This window comes from Desulfobacterales bacterium (assembly GCA_030066985.1).
Classification (GTDB): domain Bacteria; phylum Desulfobacterota; class Desulfobacteria; order Desulfobacterales; family JAHEIW01; genus JAHEIW01.
On record JASJAN010000020.1, the window covers coordinates 62,608 to 85,717 of the forward strand.

At 47.0% G+C, this 23,110-nt stretch carries 22 protein-coding genes; 2 read left to right on the top strand and 20 right to left on the bottom strand.

The features are described 5' to 3' along the window. From phnD to QNJ26_11465, 18 genes are all read right to left on the bottom strand, one after another. Window positions 1-960, bottom strand: a complete 960-nt coding sequence (phnD, locus tag QNJ26_11380; GenBank protein ID MDJ0986137.1) for a phosphate/phosphite/phosphonate ABC transporter substrate-binding protein — start codon at window positions 958-960, stop codon at window positions 1-3. 137 nt (window positions 961-1,097) lie between these two features. After that, the gene (locus tag QNJ26_11385; protein ID MDJ0986138.1) at window positions 1,098-1,847 is read right to left on the bottom strand and encodes a DUF364 domain-containing protein; all 750 of its coding nucleotides are present in this window, start codon (window positions 1,845-1,847) and stop codon (window positions 1,098-1,100) included. A gap of 2 nt (window positions 1,848-1,849) precedes the next feature. After that, the gene (locus tag QNJ26_11390; protein MDJ0986139.1) at window positions 1,850-2,332 is read right to left on the bottom strand and encodes an isoprenylcysteine carboxylmethyltransferase family protein; all 483 of its coding nucleotides are present in this window, start codon (window positions 2,330-2,332) and stop codon (window positions 1,850-1,852) included. After that, on the bottom strand, window positions 2,313-3,086 hold the full coding sequence (locus QNJ26_11395) for an aldolase/citrate lyase family protein (GenBank protein MDJ0986140.1): 774 nt from the start codon (window positions 3,084-3,086) through the stop codon (window positions 2,313-2,315). Before QNJ26_11395 ends, QNJ26_11390 begins: the two co-directional genes overlap by 20 nt. Window positions 3,087-3,173: 87 nt before the next feature. Further along, window positions 3,174-3,530, bottom strand: coding sequence for a hypothetical protein (locus QNJ26_11400; GenBank protein ID MDJ0986141.1), 357 nt, complete (start codon window positions 3,528-3,530; stop codon window positions 3,174-3,176). A 48-nt stretch (window positions 3,531-3,578) separates the two neighbouring features. Next, window positions 3,579-4,067 carry a DinB family protein gene (locus tag QNJ26_11405; GenBank protein ID MDJ0986142.1) on the bottom strand — a complete coding sequence of 163 codons (489 nt, stop codon included), beginning with the start codon at window positions 4,065-4,067 and terminating at the stop codon, window positions 3,579-3,581. Between the two features lie 244 nt (window positions 4,068-4,311). Beyond that, window positions 4,312-5,076 (bottom strand): hypothetical protein, encoded by a 765-nt coding sequence (locus QNJ26_11410; GenBank protein ID MDJ0986143.1) that lies wholly within the window; start codon window positions 5,074-5,076, stop codon window positions 4,312-4,314. 63 nt (window positions 5,077-5,139) lie between these two features. Then, window positions 5,140-6,366 carry a molybdopterin molybdotransferase MoeA gene (locus tag QNJ26_11415; protein MDJ0986144.1) on the bottom strand — a complete coding sequence of 409 codons (1,227 nt, stop codon included), beginning with the start codon at window positions 6,364-6,366 and terminating at the stop codon, window positions 5,140-5,142. 239 nt (window positions 6,367-6,605) lie between these two features. Next, entirely contained in the window at window positions 6,606-8,414 is a 1,809-nt protein-coding gene (locus tag QNJ26_11420; GenBank protein MDJ0986145.1) for a PP2C family protein-serine/threonine phosphatase, read from the bottom strand. 148 nt (window positions 8,415-8,562) lie between these two features. After that, window positions 8,563-9,003 carry an MOSC domain-containing protein gene (locus QNJ26_11425; protein MDJ0986146.1) on the bottom strand — a complete coding sequence of 147 codons (441 nt, stop codon included), beginning with the start codon at window positions 9,001-9,003 and terminating at the stop codon, window positions 8,563-8,565. A 108-nt stretch (window positions 9,004-9,111) separates the two neighbouring features. Then, entirely contained in the window at window positions 9,112-9,729 is a 618-nt protein-coding gene (gene metW, locus QNJ26_11430) for a methionine biosynthesis protein MetW (GenBank protein MDJ0986147.1), read from the bottom strand. Next, complete coding sequence (locus QNJ26_11435; protein ID MDJ0986148.1) at window positions 9,713-10,885, bottom strand: homoserine O-acetyltransferase; 1,173 nt, start codon at window positions 10,883-10,885, stop codon at window positions 9,713-9,715. Before QNJ26_11435 ends, metW begins: the two co-directional genes overlap by 17 nt. Window positions 10,886-11,171: 286 nt before the next feature. After that, window positions 11,172-12,458, bottom strand: coding sequence for an O-acetylhomoserine aminocarboxypropyltransferase/cysteine synthase (locus QNJ26_11440; GenBank protein ID MDJ0986149.1), 1,287 nt, complete (start codon window positions 12,456-12,458; stop codon window positions 11,172-11,174). Window positions 12,459-12,566: 108 nt separating this feature from the next. Continuing rightward, entirely contained in the window at window positions 12,567-12,944 is a 378-nt protein-coding gene (locus tag QNJ26_11445) for a helix-turn-helix transcriptional regulator (protein ID MDJ0986150.1), read from the bottom strand. Between the two features lie 102 nt (window positions 12,945-13,046). Continuing rightward, window positions 13,047-14,135 (bottom strand): tRNA 2-thiouridine(34) synthase MnmA, encoded by a 1,089-nt coding sequence (gene mnmA, locus QNJ26_11450; protein ID MDJ0986151.1) that lies wholly within the window; start codon window positions 14,133-14,135, stop codon window positions 13,047-13,049. A 168-nt stretch (window positions 14,136-14,303) separates the two neighbouring features. Next, window positions 14,304-15,152 (bottom strand): ATP-dependent sacrificial sulfur transferase LarE, encoded by an 849-nt coding sequence (larE, locus tag QNJ26_11455; protein MDJ0986152.1) that lies wholly within the window; start codon window positions 15,150-15,152, stop codon window positions 14,304-14,306. A gap of 468 nt (window positions 15,153-15,620) precedes the next feature. Continuing rightward, window positions 15,621-16,187: a GAF domain-containing protein gene (locus QNJ26_11460; protein ID MDJ0986153.1), complete on the bottom strand. Its 567-nt coding sequence runs from the start codon at window positions 16,185-16,187 to the stop codon at window positions 15,621-15,623. A gap of 98 nt (window positions 16,188-16,285) precedes the next feature. Further along, window positions 16,286-16,750, bottom strand: coding sequence for a universal stress protein (locus QNJ26_11465; protein MDJ0986154.1), 465 nt, complete (start codon window positions 16,748-16,750; stop codon window positions 16,286-16,288). Between the two features lie 462 nt (window positions 16,751-17,212). Between QNJ26_11465 and QNJ26_11470 the strand changes: the two genes are divergently transcribed. Then, entirely contained in the window at window positions 17,213-17,932 is a 720-nt protein-coding gene (locus tag QNJ26_11470) for an AAA family ATPase (protein MDJ0986155.1), read from the top strand. Between the two features lie 406 nt (window positions 17,933-18,338). Further along, window positions 18,339-20,426 (top strand): LysM peptidoglycan-binding domain-containing protein, encoded by a 2,088-nt coding sequence (locus tag QNJ26_11475; GenBank protein MDJ0986156.1) that lies wholly within the window; start codon window positions 18,339-18,341, stop codon window positions 20,424-20,426. A gap of 540 nt (window positions 20,427-20,966) precedes the next feature. Here the strand turns inward: QNJ26_11475 and QNJ26_11480 are convergent. After that, window positions 20,967-21,284 carry a cupin domain-containing protein gene (locus tag QNJ26_11480; protein ID MDJ0986157.1) on the bottom strand — a complete coding sequence of 106 codons (318 nt, stop codon included), beginning with the start codon at window positions 21,282-21,284 and terminating at the stop codon, window positions 20,967-20,969. A 204-nt stretch (window positions 21,285-21,488) separates the two neighbouring features. Continuing rightward, window positions 21,489-22,955 carry an OmpA family protein gene (locus QNJ26_11485; GenBank protein ID MDJ0986158.1) on the bottom strand — a complete coding sequence of 489 codons (1,467 nt, stop codon included), beginning with the start codon at window positions 22,953-22,955 and terminating at the stop codon, window positions 21,489-21,491. Window positions 22,956-23,110: the final 155 nt, after the last annotated feature.

The window sequence follows — 23,110 nt, forward strand, 5'->3', positions numbered from 1 at the left end:
TTAATTCTCCAAGGAAGCGATTTTCAGCTCCATATGGCGGATACTGTCGTACCATTGGTCCCGGGTAGGGGTAAAACGATCGATCATCAATTCTGCCAGAATTTTTTGCCCATTTGCATCCTGATGCATGGAAAAAAGCACCTGGCGAATGCGATTTTTTAATTCTGGCGCCAAAAAGGGCGAGGCGACGATGGGCGGAATGCCATACGGCTCTGATTTGCGGATGATACGGGTTTTAGAGGTGAAAACCGGGTTTTTTCGGTGGTAATATTCCCATATCAGGCTGTCAACAGCAGCGCCGTCCACCAGGGATTTGGCCACGGCCATAATCGAGTTGTCGTGACTGTACGTATAGATCGTTTTGCTAAAAAACGTTTCGGGGCGCTCTCCCAACTGACTGATCCAATAGGTGGGCACCAGTTTGCCGGTATTGGAGTCCGGATCGGTAAACGCGAAAACCGTTCCCCTGAGATCTTCAATATTGCGAAGTTGGCTGGTTTTATTAACAATCAGATAGGATTGATAAAAATGGCTCTTTTGAACTTCCGGGGTGGCCAATAATTCAAATCCAAATTTTTCCTTTCCGACCACATAAGGCCCTGAACAGATAAATGCGATATCTATCTGACCCTTACCCAACAATTCATTTATTTCACCGTAGGTTTTGCGTTGAATAAAGTGCACGTCTCTACCGAGATGACGCCCAATATAGTCTAAAAGTTGCCGGTAATAGACAAACGTTTCCTTTGGTGAAATCATAGCCGCCACCGCAACTTTTAGATGATTATTTTGCGGTGACTGTGTTGCGGGCTTTTCGACCACCACGGTTTTGGAAAAATCAACGACCCGGATATCGGTTTCTGAGCCGCAGGCATACAGCCAAACTAGAGCCACAAATATAGCGAGACTGAATATGAAAAGGTTTTTTTTAAAAATGGATCTATATTTGATGGTGCCCATATACGCCCTCTTCAAAGAGGTGGTTATGTGTTCTTCGAAAGGCGGGAAGTCTTCGCAGATTTCGTTTTATTAGAGGTAGATGAAGATCCACTGACTTATTGCCACATTGTGGTAGATTTTGTCAATAGAAATTTCAGTTAGGATACAAGCAGAAAAGACTTGCGGCTGAATTTGTGCAGCACCGGGGTGCCCATGCCGTGGCGAACCGCTTTGATAATGTGATCTTTATCAAGCGGAACCGTGCCGGCCAGCATGTGTACCGGCAGGTGCGCAAAAGCTTCCGCCACCATGGGTGTGCTGGGCCCCAGCAAAGCGGCCTTTGCCCGTTCATGAAGGTGGCTCAAAATCTCCTCGGTGGTATTGTTGAGGATGGATGTTGAGGTCAGCAGCAATACATCGGCCCAGTCGGTTAGCTTTTGATAAAAATCTTTGCGCTTACCCAGGCCGCGCGAGACATCCAGTACTTCAAGGAGGACTTTTCTTTCCTCTAGGCGCTTGACCAGCGGCCCGAAATAGCCCACCATCGCAACCTTGGTGTCTGGCTGGAGGCGAAATTCCTTAAAAAGGACGGCATTGTCCTTATCCTCCGGCAGGTTAAGCGCGTTTTCATAATTAAGGGCATTGACCAGCGCCAGGGCCATGCTTCTTTCAAGCGGATGCTCACTTCTTATTTTTTCCAACAGATCAGCGGCCGGTCGGCCTTCATAGTCGATGGCTTCATTCAACAACATACAGGATGTTTTATCTTCAAAATAGGTGTAGGCCATCCCGATGCCGCCATCTGTTGTTACCACCGCGGTGTAACCCAGGCCCAGACACAGCAAATCCACATTTGTTTTTCGGGCCCTGTCTATAAAATGGTTATAAAAATTTTCGTTGAGGCGCATGGCTAACCTTTCTTGCCAAGCCGGGGTAACCACCTGCCCGTATTTTGCCGGTAGGTAATGTAATCCTGCCCAAATTTTGTTTCCATCAGTTTTTCTTCATAATCGGCGATGGTGTTGTAAAACAGAACGATCACCACCAGCAGTGCCAGACAAAATAGGGACGCCGTGGAAACGGTTAACCCGAGGTAAACCAGAATACTTCCCAGATACAACGGGTGCCGCACATAACCAAAAGCGCCGCTTGAAATAATACGCGAGGGGCGCTGGTCTCCGATCACAGCTACATGGCCGGACTTGAAAAGTAAAAAAGCAATCACCAAAGCGGTCACCAGGAAAGCCAAACGAAGCACCAGCGGTATGCTGTTCACCAAAAAGGTGGAACGGTGCAAGACAAAAGAGTCCAGGATCCATGTGATCAGAAACACGCCGAACAAAATCAGTTGCCCGGCATCGCCCAAAGGATGCTCACCTTTTTTGGCCTGCATATCCACCTTTCATTTCGGTCACGATGTCGCGAGCTGCATGGCCGAATATCATCGTATCGATCCCTACCGCGATAAGTGAATAGCCCTGATCCAAAAAGGGTTTGGCCGCATCCACCGTGACACCGATAATGCCAATCGGCTTTTTGCGTTTCAGGCAGGTTTCACGCACCCGATCGATATGCTCCTGTACATCGGGGTCACCTATTTCTCCAGGTTTGCCCAGACTGCCGGAAAGGTCATACGGTCCGATTAATACCGCATCGACACCGGTGACATCCAGGATCTGATTGATATCACGGGCGCCCAGAACGTGTTCGATTTGAACAACCACAGCGATCCGGTCATTGGCGCTGTCCATATAATTGGCAACATCCATTCCATATGCGTGCGCGCGTGCTACTCCAATGCTTCGTTCCCCGATCGGCGGGTATTTGGCCCAATTGACCACCTTTTCGGCAATCTCAACCGAATCCACATGCGGCGCAATGATACCGGGGGCACCAATATCCAGTGCCTTTTTGATATACACCTCATTGCTGGTCGGGACGCGGACGACGCACGCGCAGCGATCTTCGACTGCTTGCAAAATGCTTTGAACATCTCCCATTCCCATCGGCGAGTGCTCTGCATCGATCCATAGCCAGTCAAACCCCGCATCCGCTAAAATTTCAGCCATCGCCGGATTCGGCTGGGTGACGACAGTGCCGATCAGTGTTTTAGCGCTCAAAAGTTCTTTTCGGAAATTCAGATTCATCACACTCCTTTATGCACCAGTTTGCGCGGATTTCGCGAGGGAATGTTCATCTCGCAGCTCAATTCAAAAACCTGCCCGAAGCCTCAATTATTTAGACGACCGATCATTTGGGTCAATTTTGCCCAACCTGACCAGCCGGGTGCGAATTGCACCCCTTGTGCGCTGATGCTTATCGACAAGATCACTCAGAGAGATCCCACTATCAAAAGCTTTGATCAGGGCCTTATCTTCCTGTTCACTCCAGGGCTTGCCCACCCGCTTCGGTAAATTGCTTTGACGTCTGATTTTCTCGTCTTCCGATACAAGGGCCTCAACAGCTAAGTTGAGCGCCCGGATAACGTCGGGTTCATTGATGACATGGTTTTTGTCGAGCTGCTCACCGGTCATCGGATGCACGCCGTCCGCCAGTAATTTGATAATGTCGATGGCCTTTGATTTTTGCATAAGGGAAAATCCTTTTGCTGGCAGCGTTTTTCTCAATCACAGGTGCGATTATTTGGGTTTAATGTCCGGCAATCGCTTGCGAAGATCTTCTAAATGCAGCTCAACATGTTCATAAGCCCAGACGATAAAACGTTCGAGCTTGCCGTGACCGTGAAATGCATGTCGTCCTTCGCGGTCAAAATCAGCATCTGTCATGGAATCCACGATGGCAATCGTTTCATTGCGGACCGACTGGAACTGCGCGACGAGCTCATCGATGGTTTTGCCGTCTAACTTTTTGGGCTGGGTGCTGTTAAAACGCTCGACATCAAAACCTTCTGGTGAGCCCGGTCCGCCGGACAATATATTCTTAAACAGCCACTGCATTGATCCCTCAATGGTGATAAAATGGGCCAGAACCTGTTGAACCGTCCATTGGGCCCCGTCCTGATAAACCTGAATGCTGAGTTCATCCGGTGACAACGAGTCGAAATAGGAAAGGGTATCTTGCAGGTTTTTTTCAAGCGCGGCCACAATGGTTGTGCGTCTTTCGCTCATATAATCCCCCTTGTAACTACATCTAGAACCCATCTCAAAAATGCATCTAATCCGCCAATATTCGTGGCGGATTAAAAACCGATTCAAAATGCTCGAATACTGTTCCGCCGGAGGCGGACTCCACTTTTGAATCGGTTTTCGCCTTGCCCTCGGACGTAATCTACTATTTTTGAGATAGGTTCTAATTGTGGACGACCCATTGTGAATTAATCCAGCAACCGACCGGTACATCAGATTAAATCCCTTACTCCGTTGAGAGCATTTGGGCATCCGTCAAAGCAGTTCTAATCGCCTGATCCACATATGCCTGGATCCTGGGCCGTATTTTATTGAGTTCGCTTTTGGGGATATTTCTGATATCCGCCGGCCAGTTGAAATCGTCCATTCTTGCTCGTGTCATTGACGGGCTTCCGGCGCCAATTCTGACCACCGGTTGTGCATCTATCACCACGACCCGAATCTGGGCGTAAGGGTGCACCCAGCTATTTCGGATGCCGGTGGCGCCAAGCACCGTCCTGCGAGTGAAAAGCCCATAACCCTCCAGCACAACCGGATCATCGTGTATTTTCCATCGACTATTGCCTCTGAAACTTTGCGCTATGATGACCACATCTAGATCATTGGCTTTTGCCTTGCTTTCAATAAAGGCAGCCAGATCCTGTGGAAATCTCCTGTTGTTGGCCGCTGCTCCGATTTGTACCGTAAGCTGCTTCAAACGGGTTTGGATTTGTGGAGATTTAATCGGAACAACCACAAAGCGCTGGTCCTTTTTTAAAGCATTGGTTAATTGCGTGTTTAAATAGGCTGGAATGTTCCAATCAACATTAATTTGCTTCTCAAAGCTATTGACGCGGCCGATGGTGATATGTCGATGGGTTAGATAGGGTTCGACGCTGTTGAGGACGCCAACTCGGGTGCCGTTTTGAAATTCAGGCTTTGGTTGTGGGTCCGAGGCACATCCTAAAAATAAAAATACCACCAACAAACCAGCGATTAAATGCCGAATCATGAAACCTCCTTATCCTTTTTAAACATTTTGTTGATGGCAAAAACAGTTTTTACTGTTGTACTGCTAACGATGACCAAAATCCAGATTTAAAAGCTGAACCTCGACAATTTCACCGGCGATCCACTCCTCCCAGCCTTCCGGGATAACAATTAGCGCATCTTTCCGGGCCATCGATATCAGCCGGCTTCCAAGTTTGGACGGCTGAACGATAATTTGGTTTTTTTCTGTCTCCAGGCGGGCGTGAATAAATTGGGTCCAATCCTTATGGCCGTGAACGGTTTCGGCCAACTGGGCGCGGACTACCGGAAAAGAAAAGGCCGTCTCCCCTTTCATTTTCATGATTGCCGGAAGTGCCAATTGCAAAAAAGCCATTTCATTGGATGGGGGCCCTCCAGGCAATATGAAAAACGGTTTTTGGTCCAGCAACCCAAATCCGACCGGTTTACCGGGGCCCATCCGAACGCGACGATAAATGCCCTGCCAACCGAGTTTTTCCACCACATCTAGCATAAGGTCGTGTTCGCTGCCCCAGGCCCCTCCGCTGGTAATGAAGACATCTGCTTGCGGCAGCTGGGAAGTGATTGCGCTTTGAATTTCGGAGGCATTATCGCTGACAAGCTCAGCGGTGTAAGACAGACCAAAGGATGCCAGCCAGGCGCCGATTTCGACCATATTGCTGGCATACAGCTTGCCGTCGCTCAATGGTTTTCCGGGAGCAACGACTTCATTGCCGCTGGCAATAATGGCCACCTTCGGCGACCGATATACAGACGCACGATCGAACCCGGCGGAAGCCAGCAGTCCGATCAGGGCCGGAGACAGTTTTTCTCCTCTGGCGGCCACCGCTTGCCCCTGTTGTATATCGGTTCCACGCCTGAGCACATTGCGGCCTTTTTCTGCGATATTCCGAGCGGTTATCGTGTCATCGCTTGCATCGCAGAATTCTTCGGAAAGCACGGCATCGGCGCCCTTCGGCATGGGCGCGCCGGTGGTAATGCGGATCGCCTGCCCGTTGGCAATTTGCAGGTTGGCACGGTCCCCGGCCGCAAGTTTTCCGACGACCTTTAAATTCACCGGGTTTTGATCGCTGGCGCCGGTTAGATCGGATGACATTACGGCATAGCCGTCTTTGCGGGACGAAGTGCTCGATGGGCTGTCCACTCTGGAAACAATATCTTCAGCCAGAACCTTGCCGGTTAGTTGGGCCAGGGGAAGATCTTCGACTTGGCCGGCAGATACATTGGCCAGTGTCAGCTCGAGCGCTTCGTCAAATCCAATAAATGTCTTCATAAATCAAAGTCCCGCCGAAGGCGGTTCAGGTTTCAGGTTTCGGGTATCAGATTTCCAGATGACAGAGATCAGATTACAGAAGACAGATGACAAACACAGCAAGATGAAGCGACCAACTACTTTCTGTCCTCTGTCGTCTGTGTTTACACCTGACACCTGAACACTGACACCTTTTGGTAGTTTAAGTAGCGACTATACTGTAGCCTCCGGTTTTTCAAGATGCTAATTTCAAGCTTTGGTCAACCATCTACTAACTTAATGACGACCAGCGTGACGTCATCTTCGGGTTCTTTGCCCTGCCGATAGCTGGCTAAAGCCGCCAGGATTTCATTCATTATTTCACTGGCGCTAGCGGCAGTATTATGACGTATGATCTCTTTGATCGGTTCTTTGCCAAAAGGTTCACCGTCTATGTTAAATGTTTCCCAGATGCCATCGGTTCCGATAAAGATTATCTGCCCCTGGGTCAAACCGGTGCGTTCGTTTTCTTCATACGGATAGGTTTCATCCCATCCCAATGCCAGACCCTCACCATACAGGTTTTCAAAAGTATCGTTTGCGGGATCATACAGCAAGGCAGCATCGTGTCCGGCTCGAACCCATTTCACAAGATGGTTGGGCGAGTCGACCACCAGATAAAGCAGGGTGATAAACCGGCCGGTGTCATAGATATCCAGCGTTAGATCACGGTTAACATCCGTAACGATTTCAGAAAGTGCTCCCGGCTGGGCCGAGCGGCTCCTAAACAACGCACGTGCGGTGGCCATCAATAGACCAGCGGCGATCCCGTGACCGGATACATCACCAACGACTACATTCAAAACGCCGGCTGGTGTTTGCGAAACTCTGAGAAAATCGTAAAAGTCGCCCCCGGTTCTGTTGCTGTATATGCTTTTAGCCGCAATATCGAGACCTTTTACAGCAGGCAGCACCTTGGGCAGCAGGTTCTGCTGGACTTCTTCAGCTACTTGCAGGGCACTGAGCATGCGATTGTTGCCAATGGCCAGGTCAATCAGATGCGTTACGGACCTGGCGGTATTAACGACGGTATTGATGACGTCTGCATCAAATTTTTTGATCCCGTCCCTTTTATTAAACGCAATGATGGACACATCGCCCTCAGCGTAATTAATATAATTGGTAATGGCAAAACCCAAAAAAGATCGAACGCGCCCTTCAAACGGGTGGGCTTTTTCAAAATCGGTCTGAGACATGTCGGCCGTCCGGGTGGCCGTTGCCACACAGCCGTAAATATCGCACTCTGCTTTGCGTGATGCCCAGATCGGCGCTGCCGAAGCTTCCGGCACCTGAATATAATCGGATTTTACAAGTTCATTGCTGTTTCCTTTAAAGGCATATCCGGCCAAGTTGCCATCTTTGTCTTCTCGGGTAATGAAAACGCCCTGGTATCCTTCCTTCAAAATGAGCAAAGCCAGCCGATCGTAAATATCATTCTTTTTTGCCAGCTCGTTAATAGAGTTGATCACTTCACGGCTAAACCCGCGAATTGCCGTCAAGCTGATATCCATGGCTTTGCGTGATGAAATTTCATCCAACCATATGAGAAGGTGGCCGCCTTCCCCAATCTTGGTTTTGATCTGATACCATTTGCCGCTGATTTTCGAATTTAATTCTAACGGCTCAGTTTGCCATCGCTCGCGGGTATCGTCGGTGGCATTTAGAATGGTTTCGGCTTCGGTCTTTCCAAACAAGTCATGAATTTTTTTAATATGATGCTTTTCAAAAAGCTTTTTCGTGTTGCCGGCGGTTGCAACCACCCAGCCGTTTTTATCAATTACAAATACAGGATCCTGGCGCTCTGCCGGTAGTTGACAAAGAATATCCATGTCTTTGTTTTTAAATTTTAATGAGGCCTTGGCGAAACCCTGCACAAAGAGCGGCACGATATAAGGGACTGCTGAGAACCAAATGCCGTTTCCCTGCAGGGTATTGATGGCGGCACCGATTAGAAAAGCTACCAAATAGGTAATTGGATTAATGAGTTCTTTGGCGAGGAATTTAGCAAAAATTAGAAAGCGCGGCTGCATACGAAAGGTCCTCCGGGGTATGGTTTTTCAGCCGGTCTGCCGGGGGTAGTCATTTTTAATCGTCTCAGAATTGAACTGTTGGTGGAAATGCATTGCTGGTAATAAAAGGACAAACGGTCTTAATGAAGACTTGTCTGAATCCTTGCTTTTAGTCTTCAGGTGACTCAATGCTGATTTGATCACCGCATTTAATTTTTCCCTCCTTAAGCACCCGTGCAAAAACGCCCTCGCGCGGCATAATGCAATCGCCAGCCTTGTAGTAAATAGCGCACCGGTTGTGACACTCTTTACCGATCTGGGTAATTTCGACCAGTGCTTCCGGTCCCAGGTGGACGCGGGTTCCTACCGGAATGTTTTTCCAGTCAATACCGGTGGTGGCGATGTTTTCAGCAAAATCACCAAAGGTTACATCAAGGCCTGATTGGCGGGCTTTATCGATTTCTTCAGATGCCAAAAAACTCACCTGGCGATGCCACTTGCCGGCATGCGCATCGCCTTCCAGGCCATGCTCCTTTTTTAAATAAACCTCATCAATTTGAGCTTTGCGTGTTCCCTTTTTCTTGCTGGTGGCAATCGACACGATCTTCATTTGTTCCCCTAAATCAATTTTTTACATTATCATACCCAGGATAATATTATATTCACATTAAATTAAAGGCAAAATGTAAGTCTTTTCTTACATATCCTCAATTATTTTTTAATTGCCGATTAGAAAGATACCATAAGTAGCCCTCACATTTGGCAGAAATTTGATAATCTTGCCATACCGATTCTCTGAATGCGTATTAATGGCCACCTCTTTTAAAATTTTCAATCCAACATCATTAATAAATTTTCGGAAATCCTTGATGGTAATTACCCGGATATTGGGTGTGTTATACCATTGATATGGCAGTTGTTTGGTAACCGGCGCATAGCCGGAAGACAGAAGCTGCAAGCGACAGGCCCAGTGACTGAAATTCGGAAAACTGACGATACCTCTTTTGCCAATGCGCATGATTGCCCGTATAAGCTTATCCGGCGCGTAGACTTGCTGCAGCGTCTGGCTCAAGATCACGTAATCAAAAGCCATATCGGGATAATCTAAGACTTCCGCATTGATATCCCCCTGTAAAACCGTTAACCCTTTCTCAATACAGTTAACCACCTTATCTTCTTCCAATTCAATGCCGGAGCCCTGCACCTGCTTGTTGTCGATCAAAAAGCGCAGCAGTTCGCCTTTGCCACAACCCAGATCCAGCACGTGTGATCCGGGATCGATCCAGGAAGCGATTATCTGAAGATCATAGCGCATATGGTTAGGTTTTGTTGTCACGACAAACACGCTCCAAAAAACCCCTGATGAGCATCGTTAAGCGCTCATTGGGGAGCAAAAAGGCGTCGTGGCCCCATTCGGCTTCAATTTCAAGAAAACTGACATCCAATCCGTTTTTCTTCATGGCTTTCACCATGGATTTGGATTGATAGGTAGGATACAGCCAGTCAGATGTAAAGGAGACCACCAGAAATTTAGCCTTGGCCTTTGAAAAGGCTTTTACCGCTGAACCATCACCATACTGTTTTTCCATGTCATAATAATCAGCGGCTTTGGTTATATACAAAAAAGAGTTGGCATCAAAACGATCCACAAATTTTTTACCCTGATACCGCAGGTAACTTTCGACCTGAAAATCCGCATCGAAGTTAAATGAAAAGTCACTCTTATCCTGCAGCCTGCGGCCGAATTTCAACCGCATGGATTCATCCGACAAATAGGTGATGTGGCCGATCATGCGTGCCACTGCCAACCCAAGGTTGGGTTTGGGTCCGTAGTAGTAGTTTCCGTTATTCCACGATGGATCGGCCATGATGGACTGCCGGGCGACTTCATTAAAGGCAATGGCCAACGCCGAATGCTTGGTGGTGGTGGCCAGCGGAATGGCGGACTTCACCATTTCCGGGTATCGCACGGTCCACTCCAGTACCTGCATGCCGCCGATCGAGCCACCCACTACGCATAATATTTGTTTAACACCCAGGTGATCCATGAGCTTTTTTTGAGCCGTCACCATGTCACCGATGGTGACCACTGGGAAATCAAGCGCGTAGGGCTGAACGGTTTTCGGATTGGTACTGCAGGGCCCGGTGGAACCCATACAGCTGCCAATGATATTGGAGCAGACAACAAAATATTTGTCGGTATCAATCCCTTTGCGGGGGCCGACCATAATATCCCACCAGCCGGGCTTTTCATCTTCTTGGTCGTAATATCCGGCGGCATGGGAATCACCCGAAAGGGCATGTAAAATCAATATCGCATTTGATTTATCTGCATTGAGGGTACCGTAGGTTTCATAGGCGAGGGTTACCGGTCCGAGTTTAGCGCCGTTTTCCAGAACCATGTCATTCGGCGGTTCGGCAAAAGTGAAGAGTTTTTTCTCCACTATTCCTACCGAAACCCCCTGTTTATCATGTTCGATATATTCACTCATAAGCGAATAACCATTAACTCATATTTTGAAAACTGATTATATCAATCCCGAAATCACCCCGTTTAAACAATTAAAGGTTTAACAGGGCAGGCGAAATATACAAGGCACGAAAAAGATATTTTTCTTTCGTGTTTCGGTTCTTTCGTGCTTTCGTGGTGAATAATTTCCTATATCAAATTTTAGTATGCCAGATAGAAATGGTCTTAATCACCGTTTGATCATAATTACGGTGGGAAAAAGACCATTTAATTTTGTTACTCGATTTTTTAAGCCAGGGCAAGGAAAATCAAGTCTGGGCAAAAGCCTGATCGAGATCTTCTTTAATGTCTTCGATGTTCTCTATACCGATTGACAGGCGCACCAGATCCGGCGTTAACCCTCCGGCCCTTTGCTGTTCTTCACTGAGTTGCGAATGCGTTGTACTTGCCGGGTGAATGACAAGGCTTTTGGCATCTCCCACGTTGGCTAAGTGCGAAAACAGTTTCAGGCTGTCCACAAATTTTTGACCGGCATTCAAACCGCCCTTGATCCCAAAGACGACCATGCCGCCGAAACCGTTTTTCAGATATCGGCTGGCAACCGGATATGTCGGATCGTCGGGTAATCCGGGATAACGCACCCATTCAACATGCGTGTGTTCCTTTAAAAACCGGGCCACTGCGGCTGCATTTTCACAATGCCGCTGCATGCGCAAGGGAAGGGTTTCCAAACCCTGCAAGAACATCCAGGCGTTGTCCGGGGAGATACAGGCACCTAAGTTTCGCAAAGGAACCAGCCGCATGCGAAGAATAAAGGCAATCGGATTCATATCGCCCAAATCATGGGCGTAGCGGATGTCATGATAACTGGGGTCCGGCTCATTATACAGTTTGAATTTTGGATCCTGCCAGTCAAATTTTCCTGCATCCACTACAATGCCGCCAATACCGGTGCCATGGCCACCCATCCATTTGGTCAGCGAATTGACGACGATGTCAGCACCGTATTCAATACTCTTCATCAAATAAGGCGTGGTAAAGGTGCCATCAACAATCAGGGGTAGATGATGTGAATGCGCGATTTCGGCGATCGCATTGATATCGGTAAAATCCAATACCGGATTGCCGATGGTTTCAATAAATACGGCTCGGGTTTTTTCAGTGATCGCGCGCTTAATGCTTTCCGGATCTGTGACGTCTGCAAAATGGGTGCGGATACCAAATTGGGGCAGAATACAATCAAACATCGTATAGGTGCCGCCGTACAGGTTGCCGGCGGATACGATTTCGTCACCGGCCTCACATATATTAATAATCGTGTAATACACAGCCGATGTCCCGGACGACAGAGCCAAGGCTGCTGCGCCGCCCTCCAAGGCAGCAATGCGCTGCTCGAGGACTTCCTGAGTGGGATTCATGATGCGGGTGTAAATATTACCCATCTCTTTGAGTGCAAATAGATCGGCAGCATGTTTGCTGCTGTTAAAAACGTAAGAAGACGTGCGGTGCACCGGTACGCCTCTGGCAGTGGTGGTCGGATCCGGCTGCTGGCCGGCGTGCAGACACAATGTTTCAAATTTATAGTTTGGGTTCATTATGGAAATCCTTTAGTGCCTTAAGGTTGGAATATGGGCGATGCTGACCTTCCGGCAGCAAGGCGAAACATTCGATTGATGAGGTTTTTACAGGATATGGCAGGTAACCTACTCGATCAGCGGTTCAAATACTTCGCAGGTCTTGCAGATTTTCATTTTTTCCTTCCAGTCTTTCTGAACCTTTCCATCACAAATGGTGCCGTTTATGAACCAGCAAAGTTCACCGGCGCCGAACTCCCAAGCCGGACATTTGATTTTAAGCTCTGGGCTGCATTTTTTTATTTGCCAACATGCTTTCGGCTTGCCCTTTTTTGAACTTTGTTTGACCGTTAAAAAATACATCTGACGTTCGACAGCCGTCGGCACTCTGCGCCATCCCTGCTCGTAGCTGTGGACCGCCTTTAACGATATGCCCAGCAGCTGGGCCATTTGGGCCTGGGTTTTATTTAGTTTTTTTCTAAGCCTTTTAAACTCCTCACGTTCCATAATATATTTCCTTAATGCTGGTTTATGATGCGATACACATCCGCAACAGTTCAATTTGATACAATGTGGCAGTTGTGTCAACAAAAAAGATGCCAGGGCTGCTCAGAGCGCAGAACTGATAATACCGCCTCCCAACACCGTATCTCCGGTGTAAATCACGGCAGATTGCCCCGGGGTCACTGACATTTGGGGGTCTTTAAACAGGATCTTGGTTTGACGGCCTTCGGAAGGGTAAACTGTGGCGTCGGCCGCTTTGTGCCGCAGTCGGATTTTAACCTGAACATCGTCTAGCGGTAGCTCGATGCGATCGATGCCGATGAGGTTTAAGTCCACAGCCACAAGGCCTTTAGAAAGGTTCTCCTGGCTGCTGACGATAATACGATTATGAGCTGCATCAATTCTACGGACATACAGCGGATGTTGGGAAGCAATTCCAAGACCGCGACGCTGCCCGATAGTGTAATGAATGATGCCCCGATGCTTCCCGAGTACCTGGCCGGCTTCATCAACAATATCGCCGGATTTTATCTCATTTTTATCAAAAAGAATGGAATAGTCCCCGCCGTCAATGAAATCCTGGCTTTCTTCGCGCTCTGCCGTTTGCAGACCCAACGTGCGCGCTATTTTCCTGACCTGCTGCTTGGTATGACCGCCCAGCGGCAAAAGCGTATGCGCCAGTTGCCGCTGGTTGAGCCCATAAAGAAAATAGGTTTGGTCTTTCGAGCGATCAGCAGCTCGTTTCAATACAAAACGGTCGCCGGTGTTTTCAATGCGGGCATAATGGCCGGTGGCAAAATAATCAAATTCCAGGCCTGCCTGCCTGGCTTTTTCCAAAAGAAAACCAAATTTGAGCTTTTGGTTGCACACCACGCAGGGATTTGGGGTTTTACCTTCCAGGTATTCATTCCTGAAATATCGGATGACATGGTTTTGATATTCTTTTCGTAAATCGATGGTATGAAACGGTATGTGAAGTTTGTCGCAAATGGCGGCCGCAGATTCGACATCTTCTTTTTCACCGGGTCCGTAGCAAGCATGTTTAGCGGATTCATCAAATCCCAGGGCATCATCATAAATTTCCATAGTGATGCCACAAACAGCATAACCTTGTTTTTGCAGCAAGGCCGCTGCCACAGAAGAATCCACACCACCGCTCAGCCCCACCGCTACTTTTATTTGCTTATTTTCCATTTTTGGTTTGCCCGTTGTGCCGGTTGAGCCGGTTTAGCCCGTTAAGATCAGAAAATATCTGAACCGGCAAACGGCTAATCCCGTTTCACGAGGACCTTCGGCAGGCAGCGGGCTCAACCTCTTGATTTCGATTTACCTGACGTTTAATTATGGTTTTTATAATAGCCGCTATTTGTTCTTTAAAGCAGCATTGAGAGAGCCGCTTTTGAAGCCATCGATATCCAGGGTGACATACAAAAATCCCAAATCGTGCAGCTTCTTGCTGATGGTTTTGCGATGCTGCAAGGCTAAGCTGAAATCTGCCGGCACAATCTCGATCCTGGCGGTATCTCCATGATGACGCACCCGCAGCATTTGAAAGCCCAGATCGCTCAAATAATCTTCGGCGGCCTCCACCTGCTTGAGCTTATCAGCATTAACCTCCTGACCGTAGGCAATTCGACTGGCCAGGCACGGCATCGCCGGTTTGTCAGCCACATCAAGGCCCAACAAGCTGCAGACATCTCGAATCGCTTTTTTGTCCATTTTTAACTCAACATAGGGTGCCAGAATCGAGGCCTCATCTGCAGCCTGTATGCCTGGCCGGTAATCCCCCAAATCATCCAAATTAACGCCGTAAAATACCGGCCAGGAAAGGTCGCTGAAAGCGTTACCCGTTTGCTGGCGCAGTTCTTCAATTCTTTCAAAAAGCGCCTTTTTACAGTGGTAGCATCGGTCGCCTTGATTGGCCCCGTAAAATGGATTTTCCATCTCGCGTGTATCGATAACTTGCAGCGGAATATCGTGTTTTGATGCAAAGGCCAGGGCGTGTTGATATTCCCGGCGTGCAAGTGATGGACTGTCCGCCAATGCCGCCAGCATCTTGTTTCCTAACGCCTGGTGCGCCACAAAGGCCAGCAGGGCACTATCGACGCCGCCACTGTATGCGATGATCGCACCATCATACTGGGCAAAATGGTCTTTTAGCTTTGACAGTCGGGTTTCAGGAGACGGCTTTTGTTTTGCGGATGCCTGCATTTACCTAAATCCATACTTTATGCAAATTTTTATAACTACCAAGACACAAAGTTCACAAAGAAGTTTGAAACTTCATCCAATTTTATTTTTTTTACTTTGTGCTCTTTGCGCCGTTGTGGTGGATATTATTTTATTCTAACCAAGAATAGAGACACAAAGACCAAATTTTGTTACATTGTGGCAGTTTAGTCAATAAAAAAGACCCTGTGTTCGGGGACCCCGCAGGTGAGGAACTGTTCTCAATTTGTGACGCTACCAATAGACAGATAGTTAGTATGCAAGCCGGTGCACACAACTGAAGCAATGCCCGGCGGCACTGCTCGGAGATGGATGGAAAGGAGATTACCCAAGAAAAGTAATTTAGAGGGGATCTGCTATATGGTTATAGCGGTATGAACCAATCTTAATTTTTGCTGACTCCTTTTGAACAGGTTTTAATCCAATGGCAGTTCTGGACTCAATTATCAGCTATCCTTCCCTGGTTGCCAGCCCGACTGGCTGAACTTCTTGCATAGCATATTTTATCGTGTTGAGTGTGTTAAGCATTCGGGTATAGGTCATTGCCAGACCGATATTTTCAGCCAGCACCAGCAAAGAATCGACGTCTTTGTCGGAGATTTCCCATGCCTCATGGTGATAGAGCCGCAAAGCACCGATAACTTTATCGTAAATTTGAATGGGAACTGAGACTATCGCACCGATGCCCTCATTTTTAGCATCATCAGGGTATTGCAGTTGATCGGTTTTGGTAACATCGCGGATGACAACCGGCTTTTTCTTTAGAGTCGCGCCAATGCTTTTGCCGGTCAACAGCGGTCCCTTATTTAAATATTTCGTGCTCAAACCAATGCTGGCCAATACTTCCAACTCTTCAGTCTCCGGATTGAGGGCAAACAGCGTACATCCCTTAATCTCAAGGGCCGCAACCAGCAGCTGGGTTAGATGATTGGCCATGATTTCCAGATTATCCGATTGGGCTATCGCTCTGAAGACAACCTTAAAAATATCAATATCAATTTTTTCCTCGACAGGCATAGAGTCCCTCCTTTACTGGTTAATCACCGCTCTTCAACTACCCCGGTTGCGGAATTTAAGGCTTTAAATATTATGGGGGGATATATTTTTTATCGACCTTAAGTCACAACGCAAACGGTCAAGTTTTTTAGGGCAGAAATTACTTTATGGTATCTGCTGCCGGTAAAAAATCGAGTTGCTTTGCCGGGCTTGTGGCTGATGACGATCACATCGTATTTTTGCGCCGTGGCAAGATCAATAATCTCGCTGGCAACATCTTTTTTGCGCGGTTGGAAAACAGTATCAACAACGCTATCTTCAAATCCATTTTCCACCAGTTTATCTTTGATGGTTTGGAGTTCGGCTTCTTGCTCAGAAATTTTCTGAGAAAGGTAACTTAAGCTTCCTTTCAATTTTCCTGTTATAGAAGTTGCAGCCGTATCAATTTGAGGAATGGGCGTATAAGCGTTAAATATGGTTACAGCAACATTTTTCGAATTCCCAAATGTGTCGATCACGAAATCCAGCGCTTTATGGTCGAAGCTGGCAAAATTATAGGGTAGTAGTAGTTTTAGTTTAGCCATTGGTTTCCCCCTTAACGCTTATTCAAGTCTGATGGATTCAGATACATCCTTCACGCCTGGAATAGAAGGTGTCATTTGAGCGGCTTCGTTTAAATTGATCACACCTGATGTGTGCCCGAGACCAAGACAATCGAAAAGGCTGGATAACTGCAATACGGATCCGATTTTGTTTCAGGATCAAAAATTTTGAAATACAGGGTATGAATGCCCATAGAATCCTGATTTTCTTAACAGCAAGGTCCCACAAAGTGGTATCTTATGTCAATAAAAATTTGAAGCTAAAACAGCTGCAATGAATGTCCAATCTATCAGAACCGCGATTTCGTCTGCATCTAAATGACTTGATTTTTGCCGGTAAACTTGAAATGGTGTTAGGCTTTGTTGCGGCAGCGTTAAACTGGAGCAGTGAAAATACCTGTCGAATTGTTATCGTTATTTAAATTGAATACAGGAGAAGCACGCATGCATCTTAAACAGGTTCGTATTGTACCTGATAAATTCCCAACCGTTGCGCACTATCCATTTAATCTGGATATTTTCAGGCACATCCAGACGGTAGACGTTGATTGCCCGGTGACTTTTTTCGCGGGTGAAAACGGCACCGGCAAATCCACCTTATTGCAGGCTATCAGCCAGCGCTGCGGCATCTACATTTGGCGGGGTGAGCGTAGGGCCCGCTATCAATATAATCCCTATGAGAACCAGTTTTTCAAAGGCATTCAAGTTGTCTGGTCCCAACAGTCGGTTCCGGGCTCTTTTTTTTCTTCTGAAATTTTTAACAATTTTGCTCAAATCGTTGATGAATGGGCTACCATGGATCCGGGCTTGCTCGACTATTTTGGCGGCAAATCGCTAATGATTCAGTCCCATGGTCAATCTTTGATGTCTTTTTTCAAATCACGCTTTAAAATTAAGGGCCTTTATTTGCTGGACGAGCCGGAAACGGCCCTTTCGCCGACCACTCAGATCGATTTGTTAAAACTGATCGCTAAAATGGGACAGGCAGGCCATGCGCAGTTCATTATTGCCACCCATTCACCCATTCTTCTGGCCTGTCCTGGCGCTACCATATTCCGCTTCAGCGAATCATCGCTTCAACCTATTGGTTATGAGGATACTGAGCATTTCCAAGTATATAAAAGCTTTATGCAGGATCCCAACCGATATTTGCAGGACATCTGATTCAGGGCCTACCGCATAACGTCTGCTTTGGAAAATAGGTTGCCTGTGATTACATTTGTGTAATTTAAATATAACCATCCTGCCTTCCGAGCTTTCATATTTTTGGCCAACATCTCTCCCGCATTTTTAAAACCCGCTGTCACCAAAATTGGCAGGCGCAATTAGGGCAGAATTTGCTGAATTTTGTCAAAATATTTTCGCATTTGATGCAAAGGGCCAACCTAAAATTTAGCGTAACTATATGGAATTTAGCAGTTTATGTTTTTTAGTCAAATTTGGCTTGGATTTTGCTTTATTCTTACTAAGTTGTTTTGACCGCTTCGATCACCGCCAGCGGATATATCCTTGACAGGTGCTAATGCCAAAATTGGACTCGGGCCCAATATTGCCCGAATGTGCTCAGCTCATGAAAAATTATCGGTGCAATATCATAATTTTTACCATAACCTTCTTCGGGATGGTGTGGGGGAATCTGCCGCTAAATGCCAGCAGTATCGATGCCGAATTTCCAGTCTATGATAGCATTCGACCCAATGTTGAATTCTGGAAAAAAATATATACCGAATACTCAACCGCTCAGGGAGTTATTCACGATAAGAAAAACCTGGCGATCATCTATGAGGTCATTGCCCTAAAGGACCGCAATAGCTATAGCGGTCGCAAAATCAATAAGGTACGGGTCAAACGCGTCAAGAAGAAATACAAACAGATCCTGGCGAAACTGGCCCAGGGAAAAAAACCCAGCGGACCTCTGGAGCAACGCGTGGCTCAATTATTCGGGCCCCATGCTACGCGTGCCGATTTCCATAATGCCATGCGCAACTTACGGTGTCAGGTTGGCCAGAACGATCCGTTTCGCCAAGGTATCATTCGATCCGGAGCCTACTTGGCGGAAATGAAACGAATCTTCCGCAATGCCGGCTTACCGGAAGATTTGGTGTATCTGCCCCATGTCGAATCGTCATTTAATCCAAAAGCTTACAGCAAATTCGGCGCTGCCGGCATGTGGCAGTTTACGCGCTCAACGGGTAAAAGCTATATGACGGTCAGCTATGCCGTTGATGAGCGGCGGGATCCCATGATTTCTACGCGGGCGGCCTCGCGGTTGCTGAAAAGAAATTATAGAAAATTTCGCGAATGGCCGATGGCCATAACCGCTTACAATCATGGCGTTTCCGGTATGCTGCGGGCCAAAAGACGCAAAGGAAACTATGAAACTATATTTAAAGAATACCGCAGCCGTATTTTTAGATTTGCTTCACGCAATTTTTATTCTGAGTTTTTAGCGGCCCGGGAGGTCGCCCATGATTATGAACGCTATTTTGGAAAGCTTATCCTGGACGCGCCTGTGCAAACGCAGGAAGTTGCAATGTCCGGCTACAGCTCTTTACCGCAAATTGCGCGGCATCTGAATCTGAAACTTGCAGTGCTGCGTGATTTGAACCCGGCGTTGAGATCCCCGGTTATCAAAGGACAGAAGTATGTGCCACGCGGTTTTCATCTTAAGCTGCCGGCTCATCCCGATCACGACTGGCAGCAGGAGATCGCCCAACTGGCACCGAAAATCTACAAAAACTACCAGAAACGCAGTCGAATTTACACTGTCCGCAAAGGTGATACAGCTGGTAAAATTGCCCGTGACCACGGTGTCAAATTAAATGATCTGATTGCTGCTAACAATCTGGATGCGCGTGCGACCGTCCACGTCAATCAGAATTTGCGAATCCCTCTTCCTGGGGCCAAGACACCTCAGGTGGCTGCTTTGGCATCCGAGCGTGCCAAACCCAAAATAGCTGAAAATTCAAAGGAGCGACCTTTCAAAAAACAGAGCAAGACACCTTTGCGCAGGCCGGAAATTCCCGATGTGCGAATGGCTTTGCTGGAGCTGCAACAGCCTCGGATGGTTTCGAGTCTTGATTTTGACACAATTGAATCAAACCGTATCCTTGAAGCCGCACTATCGCGTTTGCAATCGGAAAACCGCCAAGCTGATGAAAGGCAACAACTGCCCCCTGAAGCCATCCAGAGCGCTGATGTCGTGCAGGGCGAGCTGGCCATCAAACGCATCAAAATCCACAAAGGACGTTCCATTGGTCGCATTCAAGTAGAGGTTGAAGAAACTCTGGGTCATTATGCTGAATGGCTGGATGTTCCCGCCAGTGAGATCCGGCGGCTGAATGGCTTGCGATTTGGAAAAGCGCTTCGAATACATCAATCCATCAAAATTCCCCTTCGGCGGGTCACAAAAGAGGACTTTGAAGAAAAACGATTCGAATTTCATAAAGAGATGGCAGAAGATTTTTTTGCATCATTTCGTGTTGAGAAAGTTGAGACCTATACGGTTCGCAGAGGGGACAGCATCTGGACGATTTCAAAGGATAAATTTGATGTTCCGGTGTGGCTGATCAAAAAATATAATTCCCATTTAGATGTTGGAGCGCTGCATCCTGCTCAAGAACTCAAAATCCCCATCATCGAAAAAAACCAAGTCTAAAACACTCATCTTTTATCCGAGGGCTGTGTTACGCTTCATTTCAAAATGCTCGCGTACTATCGAGTACGCTCCACTTTTGAAATGAATCAAGCCGTGCCCTCGAATAAAATCTAAGCGTTTTAGACTTGGTTTTGTTTAATCTTCCATGTTGTTCAAATTAGAAGCTATTTTAAATTCCTTTCAGGCCTGATTTTGCGGCCTTTTGTTAAAAGCGCTTAATGAAGTGGAGCACAAAATCTTGAACTGTTTGAGAACGTTAGCTCGAGTTTTCAAGATTTAGCGTAACGAGTTTAGCGCTTTTCAAAAGCCGCAAACCAGCAGAAAAGGGATTTTAAAATGGCTTCTAATTAAGTCCCGCCAACAGGCGGGAGCTCTCGAACAAGATCTAACGGTTTTAGACTTGGTTTTATTTCAAGTGTTCGTCGAACACTAAGTTGAGCCCGTTTGCCCGTTAAGCCGGTTGTGCCGGTTAAAATGAAAACGATCTAATTATCTTTTTACGGGCTCAACGGCCATAACCGGCTAACCGGCTTAACCGACTTAAATAGGTGGTGCGATTGTGACCAGCAGTCTGAGATTCGTTGTGGCGCGCAGACCGTGAGGCTCGGCAATATCGCTGATGACAACATCTCCGGCTTTGGCCGGCATCGTCGCATCTCCCTCACCTAAGAATTCACCTTCGCCCTCCAGGACAACCAAGCTAAGCTGGCCCTCAATGTCATGGCTGTGAACCGGCAGTTCTTGACCGGGTTTAAAATTGAAATTGAGGATTTTAAAATAGGGTGAGTCATGTACTAATAGTTTTTTGAACGCTTTTTCGGCAAAATCATTTTCTTCGTAAAGATTGAGCTGTTTCATAAGAGCCTCCCCGTTTTGTAATGGCTTTGAAAGGTGAAGATTTATACGCGCTAAAACAGCATAGATGAATGTGGGATGCACGCGCATTGATTTAGGTCAAAATGAAAAAGAAACACAAATGGACTCAGGTCGGATCCGTGTGCAGGTCAACGGGTGATCATCGCCTCTTTTCTAAAAGGTAACGATGCGCGTGAGGCTTCAGGTTCAGCGAGTAGTTGCCACGTTGGGTGAAATGGTGACATCTATGCGGCGATTCATGGCCCGGCCTTTTTCATTTGCATTCGAAGCCAAGGGCCGCATGGAGCCGTATCCAACCGAGATGATCTTTTCAAACGGCAAGATTCCGTTGGCGACAAGGTATTGACGCACCGCTTCTGCCCGTTGCTGGGATAGATGTTCATTTATCGGTTCAGGTCCAGTGCTATCCGTATGGCCGCCGATAATGACATCCGGTTCTCCAAAAGCTCGGATGGCACGCTGGACTTTGCTAAGTAATGCGTAATTTTCCGGCATAATCACCGACTGGCCGACCGGAAACTTGATGGTTTTCAGCCGGATAATCAGCTGGTTTTCCCTTTTGTAAACTTCTGCTTCATGGGGTTCAAAATAACCTCTAACCTCGCTGTAAATCTGGTTTAACTGTTTGTCGGCCATCAACCGTTCCTGTTGCTGGCGGCTCTGGCCTTCCAGTGATGCTATCTTTTGCTGCAGGTCGGTGATTTCCAATTGCTGCTCTTTGATTTTTTTTGTTGTGAATTCCTGGTCCGCTCGCTGAGCTGAGATAGTTGCCAGTATGTTATCCAGCTGTTGCTCGAAAGGTTGGTCCCGCATATCGGGCGCCTTCAGCTGACTGGACATCTGGTAAATCATCTCTTCCATGTTGAGGGCAATTTGCTCCGTTGTCATCTGCTGCAGCTTGATGGTTTCTTTGGCAATTTCCATATGGCGGCGGGCCAGAAAAAGAGCTTCATTGGCCAGCAAGCTCATTTGTTCCTTTTGGTAAGGGTTTTGAGTAATAAACGTATCGGCTTCTTTAAATTTCTCTTTGGCGGCCTTAAAAGACACCGGTGCAATTTTATCAGTGTTCTGTTTTTTAGCCACGCGCAGCAAGTTGCGCACCTGGCCAATGGTGCTGATTTTAATCGATCTTATTTCAAGCTGGCGGAATTTTTCAGCCACTTCGGCCTGGTTGCGCTGGGCATAGCCCAGATTTTCTTTTTCGATGGCATGTGTAAGTTCTAAAAATTCTTCTTCAACTGCTGTGTAATCCTTGCCAAGTCCGGCTGCGCCAGCCTTGCGTGCCAGCTCGCGTGCTTCAATCACTTCGGTCAGTGTGGCTTTGGAAACATTGGCTATTTCTTTGGCGCGATTGAGTTGGGCCTGACCAGTGGCAATATTATCAAATATTTTTGAAAGCTCAGCACCTTCCTCCAGAAGTCTTTTGGCCTCGTTGAGCGAAGATTCGGCCTTGGTAAACCATGTTGGTGCCAATACATTTATTTTTTCGTTGCGTGCCAGGGCAACCTCGCTGTCCAGTTTATTGATCAATTCCTGTGGATGCTCCGATTTGGGAATCGATTGAACTTCAAGTTGGCGCCCGCCGCAGGCCGCAATTAAGAATAATACCATCAAAAGCCATAGGATTCGTTTATTACAGATTTGTTGCTTCATTTTTTTAAAACCTTTATTTAAAATCTGATAGATGACCGCCTTTTGCGGGTGTACCGTGTGATCATTCAAATGAATATACTTATTTTTACAAAATTAAATTCCTAACGGCAAGTAAAAATATGATGATTTCGCCAAAGGTATGCGAATATTTTGCA